This is a genomic window from Hymenobacter roseosalivarius DSM 11622, from assembly GCF_900176135.1.
Lineage (GTDB): Bacteria > Bacteroidota > Bacteroidia > Cytophagales > Hymenobacteraceae > Hymenobacter > Hymenobacter roseosalivarius.
Genome location: NZ_FWWW01000055.1, coordinates 28,141 through 40,790 on the forward strand (window position 1 = coordinate 28,141; position 12,650 = coordinate 40,790).

7 protein-coding genes are annotated in these 12,650 nt (G+C 54.8%); 2 read left to right on the forward strand and 5 right to left on the reverse strand.

Annotation, left to right across the window (positions count from 1 at the left end; translation table 11 throughout):
* Positions 1–113: 113 nt before the first annotated feature.
* The gene (locus B9A24_RS07360; RefSeq protein WP_084444533.1) at positions 114–2,507 is read right to left on the reverse strand and encodes a T9SS type A sorting domain-containing protein; all 2,394 of its coding nucleotides are present in this window, start codon (positions 2,505–2,507) and stop codon (positions 114–116) included.
* Positions 2,508–2,728: 221 nt separating this feature from the next.
* Here B9A24_RS07360 and B9A24_RS07365 point away from each other — a divergent pair, with 221 nt between their 5' ends.
* Positions 2,729–5,326 carry a PIG-L family deacetylase gene (locus B9A24_RS07365; RefSeq protein WP_084444534.1) on the forward strand — a complete coding sequence of 866 codons (2,598 nt, stop codon included), beginning with the start codon at positions 2,729–2,731 and terminating at the stop codon, positions 5,324–5,326.
* 273 nt (positions 5,327–5,599) lie between these two features.
* Positions 5,600–7,360 carry a sodium:solute symporter family protein gene (locus B9A24_RS07370; RefSeq protein WP_084444640.1) on the forward strand — a complete coding sequence of 587 codons (1,761 nt, stop codon included), beginning with the start codon at positions 5,600–5,602 and terminating at the stop codon, positions 7,358–7,360.
* 199 nt (positions 7,361–7,559) lie between these two features.
* On the opposite strand, the gene B9A24_RS07375 is transcribed toward B9A24_RS07370, so the two are convergent.
* The 4 genes from B9A24_RS07375 to B9A24_RS07390 all read right to left on the reverse strand — a co-directional run bounded on the left by B9A24_RS07375 (position 7,560) and on the right by B9A24_RS07390 (position 12,626).
* Positions 7,560–8,450: a DUF2911 domain-containing protein gene (locus B9A24_RS07375; protein ID WP_084444535.1), complete on the reverse strand. Its 891-nt coding sequence runs from the start codon at positions 8,448–8,450 to the stop codon at positions 7,560–7,562.
* Between the two features lie 153 nt (positions 8,451–8,603).
* Complete coding sequence (locus tag B9A24_RS07380; RefSeq protein WP_084444536.1) at positions 8,604–10,439, reverse strand: ABC transporter ATP-binding protein; 1,836 nt, start codon at positions 10,437–10,439, stop codon at positions 8,604–8,606.
* A 114-nt stretch (positions 10,440–10,553) separates the two neighbouring features.
* On the reverse strand, positions 10,554–11,030 hold the full coding sequence (locus tag B9A24_RS07385; protein WP_084444537.1) for an energy transducer TonB: 477 nt from the start codon (positions 11,028–11,030) through the stop codon (positions 10,554–10,556).
* A gap of 102 nt (positions 11,031–11,132) precedes the next feature.
* Positions 11,133–12,626 carry a sodium:solute symporter gene (locus B9A24_RS07390; protein WP_084444538.1) on the reverse strand — a complete coding sequence of 498 codons (1,494 nt, stop codon included), beginning with the start codon at positions 12,624–12,626 and terminating at the stop codon, positions 11,133–11,135.
* Positions 12,627–12,650: the final 24 nt, after the last annotated feature.

Sequence of the window (12,650 nt, forward strand, 5' to 3'; positions counted from 1 at the left end):
TAGGCTCAGACAAGTGGACGTGCTCCCAAATTGGCGGGTGGGGGCAATTATAAAAAAGCTTCGGCGCAATGGAAGCCATTGCGCCGAAGCTGGAAAAGAAAGCAAAAAGAGATTTATTGCTTTATAAAGCGGGCATTTTGCGTGCTCCGATTAGCACCAAGCACCCGTACCATATACACCCCAACAGGCAGTGCACGCACGGACAGAGTGGCAGGTGCTGAGTCACTGAACTCCTGGCGCATTACCCGCTGACCACGAGCATTATAAATCTCAGCGACATGCTTGCCAGCCGACAACCCATTGAGAGTAAGTACGTCGGTGGTAGGCACGGGGCTCACCGAGAAAGCCACCGGACCATTGCCGCCAAGCTTTACCGTAACGGGCTGCGAGTACACCGCCTTGCCATCCAGATCAATCTGGCGCAGACGATAGTAATTGTTCCCGCCAGCTACCGCTAAGCGGTCGAGGTAAGTGTAGAGATGACGCTGGCTGGTCGTACCATTACCAACTACAAAGCCAATGTTTTTCCACTCGCTCAGGTCGGTGCGGTGCTCTATTTCAAATCCTTTATTCTGGAGTTCGGAGGCCGTGGCCCAGTTCAGGCGTACGTTATTGCCTTCGGCTTTGCCCGTGAAGCTAATCAGCTCTACAGGTAGGGGAGCGTTGTCAGAGCTAAGCGAAAAAAAACGATTAAGTCTTAGCTGACCGATAAACGTTAGCGTGTTAGCGTCTGCGTTAACTATATTCGAAACATTACCAGTAACTAGCTGATACGGCCCAACAGTAGGGTCGGACAGGTTAGCAGATTCGTATAGCTTCAAACGGTTCTGGACTTCGAGGTTGCCATTTAATTCATTAGGGTTGGAATCACGGTAATTGAAAGTAAGCGTGACGCTTGTGCCACTGTTATTGGTGGAGCCGTTGTCTATTAAGAAACGGCGGGCAATAGTCACGTTCGTATTGGGGTTGACTCCGCCCTGCAGAAGGCCTCTGCCACCCGTAATACGCAGAACATTTACACTACCTGGCTCATCATTACCGCCCCGTGTGAGCGTTAAGCCAATTCCACCAAAATCAGATGATGGGTTAGAAGCCGTTATAGGAGCAACTGTTGCGGTTGAAACTCTGCCCAGCAAATAGCCTGATGACGTTTCGGTTAATCTGGCTCCTGGTACCAATCGTACTGTATTACTGCCAGTAGCAAGCGTGCCACTGCTTAGAATCAAAGATTCTGTAACGGTCAGGTTGCTAGTGATAGTCTTTACACTACCACCTTCAGCAATTAACGCCCGGTAGTTACCACCACTAATAGTTTGGTCGCCGTTGCCAGTCAGGATTACTTCTGCGCTGGTTCGGAAGGAAGTTGGTGTAGAGAAGAGTATATCTCCGCCCACCCGGAAGCGACCTGCCGCGTTCTGAAAGGAGAACGATCCGGACGGATCAATTATAATGTCGCCAGAGAGATTGAGGGGAGCAATAGAAGGATCGAAATTAAGAGTGCTGTTAGCGCCCACCACCAGGTTGCCTAGGATATTCCATTCTACGGTACCATTTGGACCAGTACGGGTAATGGTGACTCCTGGCGCGTTTAGCGTGAAATCATAAGCCCGAAAGCCTCCAAAATTAGCTGCGTCCCCGCTTAGATGTGTGTAGCTGAATAATTGTGGATAGCTAGCTCGGGAAGTAGCAAGACCCAGGGACGGCCCAAATGCACTGTTGTCCGAACCTGTTGATGAGTTCAAGACAGTGAAATAATAGCTCCAGGTAAAATCTCCCTCTCGTTCACCAAAGGGGTTTTCCCGTGGTACCTGACCATAAATACCACCGCGGATATTAGGATTTTTACATGTTCTGCCGGGGAGGTTACATTCTTCATCTCCTATAAAGGGCCCATCAATGCCATAGCCATTGTGCCCCACCCAGTTAAAGTTCTCCGGACGCTTACCCGTGACGCTAATATCAGCCCAGCGCACCTTAAACTCCCGCACGTAGTATTCACCGGGCTGCTTTTTTTCTGGCTGCTCTTCGTCAATAAATCCCTTGTCAGCGTAGAATCCAGGTGTTTGGGTATAATCGTTTTGTGGGCCCCATTCGTTTCGTTCTCTTTGGAATACGCTATACTGACGGGTATTTCTGTTGGCAAAAACAGCCGCGTCGGCCCGAAAAGGCAACTTGCCATTTGTAGCATCATAATCAAAGCCACGCAGGGCACCACCCCCGGCATTTACTGTACTCTGTGGGTCGCTATCGATATAAATGATAGCTGACTCAGTAAGAATTGCCTTCTCAACAGCGACATACAGATATTCATCATCCCAGGTCACGCGCCAAAGCGATTCACGATTGGAATCGCTGGGATTGGATGCCTCGTACTCATTACCATACTCGGTAAGGCTAGAAACACCATCAATGATAGGCGTACGCAGTTGAGCTTGTGCTACCTGCGGCACGCCTAGCGAGAGAAAAACGGCTCCTAAAGCCGTTACTGCATTATGTAAAGATTTCATATAGGCGAAGTTGGTTTTTAAGTCCTGGTACGCGCAAATGTAGGTAATAAGTTATATTATTTTGTATAATTATTGTGTTAAAAATTAGTCAATCTATTTAAAGTGCTACAAAGTCCAAGCAGTTTGCTCTCAGCAGTGGTTATATAAGCAGGCAGAATTATGCATTTCGCCTCCCTTCTTTTATGAACTACCTTTGACTTTCTGCTGCTAATTGTCACCAAATGACCTTTGTCTTTTCGCGCGCTGCGCTGCTTCTGCTGTTTCTGCCGCTACTGGCTTCAGCCCAAACTCCTAAATCATACTCAGCCGCCGACATTGCCTTGGGCTTGCGCAAACTAAATGTGCTGGGCTCGGCACTTTACATTGCGGCTCACCCAGACGATGAAAACACCCGCCTGATTGCTTACCTGGCCAACGGCCGCCTACTCGAAACCGGATATCTGAGCTGCACGCGCGGCGATGGGGGGCAAAATCTGGTAGGTCCGGAGATTCGGGAGGGGCTGGGCGTCATTCGGACGCAGGAGCTGCTGGCGGCCCGCCGCACCGATGGAGGCCGGCAGTTTTTTACCCGCGCCAACGACTTTGGCTTCTCCAAAACGCCGGAGGAAACCTTTACCATCTGGGACCGGGAGCAGGTACTGGCCGATATGGTCTGGGTAATCCGGCAGCGCCGCCCCGATGTGCTCATCACGCGCTTTTCGCCCCAGCCCAGCGGCACGCACGGCCACCATACCGCCAGCGCCCAACTGGCTATGGACGCCTTCGATGCGGCCGGCGACCCCAAGCGTTTTCCGGAGCAGTTGCAGTATGTGCAGGCCTGGCAGCCCAAGCGGCTATTCTGGAATACTTCTTCTTTTTTTATTCAGCCAGGCCAGAAGTTTGACGCTACCGGTAAAATTGTAGTGGATGCGGGCAGCTACAACGCTTTGCTGGGTAAAAGCTACGGCGAAATTGCGGCAACCAGCCGGTCCCAGCACAAAAGCCAGGGCTTCGGCTCGGCTGCCACGCGGGGAGAAGCCATTGAATACTTGGAGCCACTGAAAGGAGAGAAGGCCCAAAAAGATTTTCTGGAAGATGTTGATCTGAGCTGGAACCGCATAAAAGGCGGTGCGCCCGTAGGCAAGCTGGTAAGCCAGACTATAAAGGAGTTTGACCCCGCCAATCCGGCCGCCAGCGTAGCCAGTTTGTTGAAGGTGCGCGAAGCTTTATTGAAGGCGCCGGATGATGGATTTTGGAAAAAGGAAAAGCAGGAGCAAGTAGAACAGCTGATAAAAGCCTGTTTAGGATTATACCTGGAGGCTACGGCCGCCGAGGCTACTGCCGCTCCTGGCCAACCGATTACAGTGACGGTAGAAGTCATTAACCGCTCTGCGGTGCCCGTTACGTGGGTCGGTACCGGTCTGATTGCCTATCAGCGCGATACTACTTTAAACAAGCCTCTGGCCGTGAACGAGCTGAGTCGGGTGCGGCTGCGCTTTCAGGTTAGCTCGCAGGTAGAGGCGTCACAGCCTTACTGGTTGCGCCTGCCGGGTACGGTGGGAATGTACGCGGTGCCGGAAAAGCTGCTGGTGGCCGAAAGCGGTGCTCCGGCCTTGCTTGGGCCCGTTACGGGTCAGCGGCTGTCGTCGGGTGGGGGGCAAAAAGAACCTGCGGCACTGCTAATCAATCGGCAAAACCTTATTGGCACGCCCGAAAACCCCGCCAGCGCCTATGTCGGCTGCTTATTGAACATAGCAGGAACTCCCATTTTCTATACCGTGCCCGTGCAGTACAAGCGTACCGATCCGGTGGAAGGCGAGCTGTACCGCCCGCTGACGGTGGTGCCGCCGGTGGCGGTAAATATTGGAGGCAAAGCGTATGTTTTTGCTGAAAATCAGCCCAAGCTGGTGCCCGTTACGGTGAAAGCCGGGCGCGCCGGGTTGCGCGGCACCGTCGCCCTGAATCTGCCCCCCGGCTGGGTAGCTGAACCTGCTTCCCTGCCGTTTACTTTACAAAATAAGGAGCAGGAGCAAACGCTGGAGTTTCGGGTGCGGCCTACGGGCACCACCGAAAGCGCTGGTCAGCTGCGCGCGGTGGCCACTGTAGATGGGCAGACGTATGCGCGCGGCTATCAGCCGATTGTGTATACCCATATTCCCACTCAGACGCTTTTCCCGGAAGCTGCCGCGCCGCTTATTAAGCTGGACCTCAAGCGTAAGGGCAATGAAATAGGCTACCTCATGGGTGCCGGCGACGAAGTGCCGGATGCGCTGCGCCAGATTGGCTACCATGTAACGACGCTCAAGGAAACCGACCTCACGCCCGATAACCTGCGCCGCTTCGATGCCGTGCTACTGGGTGTGCGCGCCTACAATACGGTGGACCGGCTACGGTTTTTGCAGCCCGTGCTGCTCGAATACGTGCAGGGCGGCGGCAACCTCATCGTGCAATACACCGTGAATCGCGGTACGGTGCTGCCCGAAATTGGCCCGTATCCATTTAAGCTTTCTAACGACCGTGTAACGGTAGAAAACGCTGAAGTACGCTTCCTGAAGCCCCAGCATCCGCTACTCAACTCCCCGAACAAAATCACGAGTCGTGATTTTCAAGGTTGGGTGCAGGAGCAGGGCTTGTACTATCCGAGCCAGTGGGATGCTAAGTATCAGCCTATTATCAGCAGCAATGACCCCGGCGAGTCGCCCAAAGACGGTGCTATTCTGGTGGCTGACTATGGCAAAGGTCACTATATCTATACGGGGCTGTCGTTCTTTAGAGAGCTGCCAGCCGGAGTGCCCGGCGCCTACCGGCTGCTGACGAATATGATTTCGTTGGGTAAGTAATGCCTCAACCCCTGGCCCCTTCTCCCGCGGAGAAGGGGCCAGGGGTTGAGGCCCACAAAAGCAACCTTCTGCTGCCTTCTCACTCCTTACTATACTGTTCCCGCCCAACGTTTCACCAGTAAAAATGCCCCCCACCTCTGAGCCATCCGCTCCGCTGCTTGCCGACACAAACAAACCGCCGCTATTTACTTCGTGGCGGGGCTGGTATGCACTGGTTATTAGCGCACTAGTGGTCGAGCTGCTTGGGTTCACGCTTCTAACCTATTGGTTCGCGTGAGTGCACTCGATTGGCTCGTACTCGGGGGCACACTGCTTTTTATTGTAGGCTATGGCACATGGCGCACGCGTGCCGCCGGCCGCACCCTCGACAGCTACCTGCTGGGCGGCAGGCAGGCCAATTGGTGGGGGATAGGGCTGAGTATTATTGCTACCCAGGCCAGCGCCATTACATTTCTCAGTACGCCCGGACAGGCCTACGACGACGGGATGCGCTTTATTCAGTTCTATTTCGGTTTGCCGGTGGCCATGGTGCTCATAGCGGCCGTGGCCGTGCCCATCTACCATCGGCTGCGGGTTTTTACGGCCTATGAATACCTTGAAACGCGCTTCGACCGGCGCACCCGGACGCTGGCAGCGTGCTTGTTCCTGGTGCAGCGCGGCCTGAGCAACGGCCTCTCGCTGTATGCGCCGGCGTTGGTGCTATCGGCTATTCTAGGCTGGAATATCAACCTCACCGTTTGGCTAATTGGCGGGCTGATGATTAGCTACACCGTGGCGGGCGGCACCCGCGCGGTGGCGGTTACCCAGCAGGGGCAGGTGGCGGTTATTTTCACGGGCATGGTGGTGGCGGGCTACCTTCTCGTGCATTATTTGCCCCCCGGCGTTGGCTTTAGCGAAGCCATGCAGGTAGCCGGTCACCAAGGCAAGCTCAACCTCATCGATTTCACGTTTGACCCTTCCGACCGCTACAATTTTTGGACGGGCATGACCGGGGGGCTTTTTCTGGCCTTGTCGTACTTTGGCACCGACCAAAGCCAGGTGCAGCGCTACCTAGCGGGCCGCAGCATCACTGAAAGTCGCCTGGGTTTGCTGATGAATGGCCTAGTGAAAGTGCCCATGCAATTTGGAATCCTGCTGATTGGCGTGCTGCTGTTCGTGTTTTACCAGTTCAATCAGCCTCCGCTCACCTTCAACCGGCCTGTACGCGAGCAAATAGCCACGCAGCCCAAATTTGCCCCCCAGCTTCAAGCGCTGGAGCAGCGCCACGTTACGCTTTTCAACGGGAAACGCGCCGCCACCGAACAAGTGGTTGCAGCGCTTCAACAAGATGATGCAACTCAACTGGCTGTTGCCCAAATGCGACTGAAAACCGCCCAGACAGCTATTCGGGAGCTTCGGACCGAAGCCCAAGCGTTTTTCAAGCAGGCGGCTCCTTTGGCCGAGGCCAAAGACACGGATTACGTTTTTCTGACCTTTGTGCTTGCCTATATGCCCCGCGGCTTGGTTGGCCTGCTCATTGCCGTGGTGCTGAGTGCTGCCATGAGCAGTGCCGCCGCAGGCCTCAACGCCCTGGCCTCCACCACCGTCATCGACTTGTATAAACCCGCCCGCCCCCGCTCCGATGAGCGGCATTACGTAAGTGTTTCGCGTTGGGCTACTATCACATGGGGCGTGCTTGGCATTGCCTTCGCTTTGTTTGCTGCCCGGCTGGAGAACCTGATTCAGGCAGTCAACATTCTCGGGTCCCTGTTTTACGGCACTATTCTGGGCATTTTCGTGGTAGCCTTTTTTATGAAGAAAATTGGGGGAAACGCCGTTTTCTGGGCCGCTATTGTTACGCAGGCGGTAATTTTTCTCCTCTTTCAGACCACCACCATTGCCTATCTGTGGTACAACATTATCGGGTGTGCTCTGGTAATGCTGCTGGCTGCCGTAGGACAACGATTGGCCTCACCCCCCGGCCCCCTCTCCCGAAAAGAGGGGGAGCCAGATGCAAGTCGTGCTACGGGGCTACGTCGGCTGCCGCCTCCGTAACCGCTACCTGGTTGCTTTTGGCAGCTTACCTATCCTCGGTCAATGATAGCCGTGCCTGAGGTGAGAAGCCGAAGTGCGGCGCAGACCCAGCGTCTGGCTCCCCGTCTCCGAAGGAGAGGGGGCTGGGGGTGAGACTCCATTACACAAAAAAGCCCCCCAGAAACCATTCTGGGGGGCTTTTTAATCAAAAAACGAGGACTTACTTAGTAGCGCCGCCTTTCTTGGCGCTGGCAATCAGCTCGTCGTTCATTGTGACGTAGTCCATGTTTTTGGCTTCCGTCGCCAGCTTCTTCGACTGCTCGGCAGCGGCAGTGGCACCCTTATAATCCTTCATTTTCAGGCGGATTTTAGCCTCCGTGTGCATATTCCAGAACTTGGGGTCTTTCTCGTTGGCTTTCTGCATCCAGGTCAGCGCCTGCTTCATGTCCTTGTCGTTGTCGAGGTAGTACACGGCGGCGGCGGCGTAGTCGGCGGGCGTGGCGGTGGCCGCTCCGCTGATCACTTTCTCGTTGATCTGGGCCATTACTTTAGAGTCAACTTCGGTCGTGATGCGAAACTTGGCGCCGGTGTTTTCCCACTGCATGTCCACGTTAGCCGTGGCAGGCGTCAGGTCGCTGAAGTTTATGGTGAAGGTTTCCACCTTGCTGGGCAGCTTGTAGGTTTTGGCGGTGAACGTAGCCACGTTGTCCTCGTCCTTGAAGCCGTCCACGTTGGCGCCCTGCTTGGTGTTCTTATTTAGCACCATCGCCCACGAATTCGGGCCGGGCGTGCTGTACAAGCCATATTCACCGGCCGGAATCTTCTTGCCTTCCATCACCACCTCATCCGAAAACTTGATCGTAGTGGTGGCGTTGGCACCCGTGCGCCAGCGTTTGCCTAAAGGTGCCAGTGGCGTCTTATCGCCCAGGGCGGCGCGCCCCTTCAGGCTGGGCCGCGAATAGGTGATAGTGATGTCAGTCAGGCCCACGCGCTGCGTGACGGTGCTTAGGGGGCTGGGCTGGGGCGTGTTGATCTGCGCTTCGGCGCGGCCGGTCAGCAGCAGGGCGCTTAGGGCTAAAGCTGTGCTGGTAGTCTTGAAAAAATTGGTCATTGGAGGGAATTGATGGGTGTTTGAATGCAGTAAAAGTAGGTAAAACTGCCTAACGGAGCAGAGGTTAGAAGTTGTATACCTATGAGGCTTAGAGCCCGTAGATTTCAATCTAAATGCTAATGTCGTAGATAAGAGTCCGGCAACTAGGCCATTTTAACTCAATTCAAACTGTAGCTTGAGCAAATTAGCATACAGCCCATTTTCGCTATTTGAGAGCTCCTCGTGTCGTCCTTGCTCCACAATGCGGCCGCCATCAATCACCAGAATCTTATCGGCTTTGCGGATAGTGCTGAGACGGTGGGCGATGATAATGCTGGTGCGGTCCTTCATCAGCTCGTCCATCGCATCCTGTACCAGCTTCTCCGACTCCGAATCGAGGGAGGAAGTGGCTTCGTCGAGGATGAGAATGGCGGGGTTTTTCAGGATGGCGCGCGCAATGGCTACGCGCTGGCGCTGTCCGCCCGAGAGCTTAATTCCCCGCTCGCCCACCACGGTATCCAGCCCTTCGGGGAAGGAGGAAATGAACTGCCAAGCATTGCCCTTGCGAGCGGCTTCCGTGATTTCGGCGTCAGTAGCGTCGGTTTTGCCGTAGGCGATGTTCTCCCGAATGGAGCCGCCGAAAAGCAGGGTTTCCTGGGGTACAATGCCGATATGGCCGCGCAGCTCCGTGAGGTCAAACAGGCGCACGTCGCGACCATCGATCAGGATTTTGCCCGCGCTCAGCTCATAAAACTGCATGAGCAGCTGCACGATGGTACTTTTGCCCGCGCCGCTCGGCCCCACCAGCGCAATCTTTTCGCCCGCCTGAATATCGAAGCTGATATCCTTGAGCACCGGCAGATCGGGGCGGGTAGGGTAGCTGAAGGCCACATTTTGGTAATCGATGTCGCCACGCACTTGCAGGGGAGCAATGCCCGCCATGCGGGGCCGGTGCGTTGGCTCCGACGGCTCGTCGAGGATTTCAAGAATGCGCTCCGAAGCGCCCAGCGTGCTTTGAACCTTACCGTACAGTTCGCCCAAGCCACCTACTGAAGCGCCAATAAAGATGGTATAGAGCGCGAAAGACGTCAGGTCACCAATCGTCATCTGGCCCGCCGCTACCAGCGTAGCCGCCCGCCACAGCACCAGAATAATGCCCCCGAACAGCCCAACAATCACAAAAGACACAAAGCCCCCGCGGTAGCGGTTGCTGCGTAAGGCGGCCCGTACGGTATTGGTAAGCGAAGCAGTGTAGCGGTTGGTTTCAAACTGCTCATTAGTAAACGCTTTCACGGTGTTGATTCCCTGAAGCGTTTCCTCCACAATGACGTTGGTTTTGGCTAGCTCATCCTGCGTTGCCTTAGCCAGTATCCGGATTTTTCGTCCAAAAAACATGGCCAGCAGCACGATAGGTGGAAATGTCGCCAGCATGAACAGCGAGAGTTTCACCGACACCATCATGATAAACACGGTACCTACAATCAGGGTCGTGATTTGGCGAAACAGCTCAGCTAGCGTAAGCGAGAAGGTGTCCTGAATCTGGCCCACATCGGAAGTGATGCGCGAGGTGATAGCGCCAACGCGATTTTTCTCGAAGTAAGGAATGGGTAGCGTTACGAACTTACGATACAAGGCCTGCCGGATATCACGCACGGTGAACTCACTGACCTGAGTGAAAAACCAGATACGCCCAAAGGAGAAAACTCCCTGAAACAGAATGATTACAAAAAGGCCTATCGCGATGTAATCGATGGTAAGCGCGTCGCCATTCGGCAACACGAACGGACGGCCATTGGCCGCGTCGGTTAATTTGCCAATAACCCAGGGGAAGGCCATCACCGTGGCGCTGGACAACGCCAGCAGCACCATCCCAATGATGAATTTGGTGCGGTAGGGCAGAACGTAGCGGAAAATCCGCAGGCCCTGACGGAAGCTTTCTTTCGTTAATTTCTTCTTGGGCACGTCCGGATCAAGGGTCGAGCCGCTGGTATTCATTCCACTTCGGGCCATTCTATTTTAGAAGTGAGCACGGAGAGGTGAGAAGTGAGACTTCGTTCTGTCTCGGTGATTGTTGCGGAACGGGGTCTCACTTCTCACCTCTCTGTACTCATGTCTTACTTAATATTATTCAAACTTCATTTTGCCCTTAGGCTGCTCCACTTCGACAATCGTTGAATTGCCGAATGGCACGGGCAAGCGCACCTGCACGGCCACGGGCTGACCTTTACGGGTGGCAGGCTGCCAGGCTGGCATCTGAGCGAGCACACGTAGGGCTTCCGCGTCGCACTCCGGTGAAAGACTAGTCGTAACCGCCGGGTTGCTGACGCGCCCATCCACCCCCACGGTGAAAGAGGTAACCACGCTACCCGTAATAGACTTGTCGCGTGCGGCGGCCGGATACTTTACCTGCTTCTGAAAAAAATCATTCAACGCCTGTGCTCCGCCCGGAAACTGCGGGGGCACATCGGGCCGATTAGCGGCGGGCTTGGCCTGCGCCTGCATGTGGCCAGACTTTAACACGACGGGCGCTTTGGCAGGGTGCTGTGCCCACCCAGTGGCCGGCAAACTCACAAGCAGCAACAGAAGAAGAAAGATTTTCACGTAACGAAAAGGATAAGACCGGACTGGGGGGCAAAATGCTCCGACAGATGCGTACCGCAAAGGTACGAACCAGTTGGTGGGCCATCCTTTTTCCAACAACTATCAGCGCGCAGGGTTCAACTCTGGCACTGCTTCTGGTACCGCTGGCCGTGAAATAGCTAATAGCCCCAGGAAAGTAAGTAAGCCGTTGAGCAACAGGATTTCAAATCCAAACTTATAGCCCCCCAGCCACGCTTCGGAGTTGGCGTTGATGAGCAAGGTGAGCAGCGGTGCCGCGATGCACACTGGCAGTACGAGCGGCTCGCGGAGCATGCGGCTGGTAAGAATGCCAAAGGAAAATAAGCCCAGCAGCGGCCCATAGGTGTAGCCGGCCAACTTGAACACCGCCGTAATAAGACTCTGGTCGTTGAGGGCACGGAAAATCAGGATGATGACAATGAGCACCACCGAAAAGCCCAGGTGGGTAAGCTGGCGCAGCTGAGTTTGCTTCTTCTCGGAGTATTGCCGAATAGAGAGAAAATCGACGCAAAACGACGTAGTGAGGGCCGTAAGGGCGGAGTCGGCGGAAGCATAGGTGACGGCTACGATGCCGAGGATGAAGATGATGCCCGCGAACAGGGTGAAATGCTCGGTAGCCAACAGCGGGAATACGTCGTCGCCAATGATTTTGCCCGTAGCGTTGGTAGGCAATTGAATGCCTTTCACGGCGGCAAACTTATAGAGCAACACGCCCAGCGTCAGGAACAGGATATTGACGAAAACCAGCACGAGCGTAAACCAGAACATATTCTTCTGCGCATCGCCGAGGCTGCGGCAGCTCAGGTTTTTCTGCATCAGGTCCTGGTCCAGGCCGGTCATGACGATGGTGATGAAGGCGCCGGAGGCGAACTGCTTCCAGAAGAACTTGTCGTCTTTGATGTCGGAAAAGTAGATCTGCGACATGTCGCTGCTTTTCACCGTGCGCACCAGCTCCGCCAGGCCCAGATTCAACTCCGATGACACCAGATAAATGCTCACTCCCACGCAGGTAAGCATGGCCAGCGTCTGGAAAGTATCGGTCCAGAGAATGGTTTTTAGCCCCCCACGAAAGGTATAGAGGTAAATAAGCATGATGCTGACAATAACCGTGACCACGAAAGGCACGCCCATATCGTCGAATACGGCCAATTGCAACACACCCGCCACCAGATACAGACGCAAGGCCGAGCCTGCCGCCCGCGAAATCAAAAAGAAAAGTGCCCCGGTTTTGTAGCTCCAAAACCCGAAACGCTGCTCCAGATACCCGTATATCGACATCAGCCGCAGGCGGTAATACAAGGGCATGAGCACCAGGCCAATAACCAGATAGCCAACCAGATACCCCATTACCACCGCCATGTAGCTCCACGATTGGGACTGCACCATGCCCGGCACCGAGATAAAGGTGACGCCCGACAGCGAGGTGCCAATCATGGCGAAGGCCACCATGTACCAGGGGGCATTGCGGTTGGCAACGAAGAAACTCTCACTGGTGGCCTTACGCGAGGTGAGCAGCGCGATGACGATGAGAATAACAAAGTAGCCCGCAATCAGGCTCAGAATAAGGGTGGGGGACATGGAAGCAGGGAAGGAGAGCCGCAA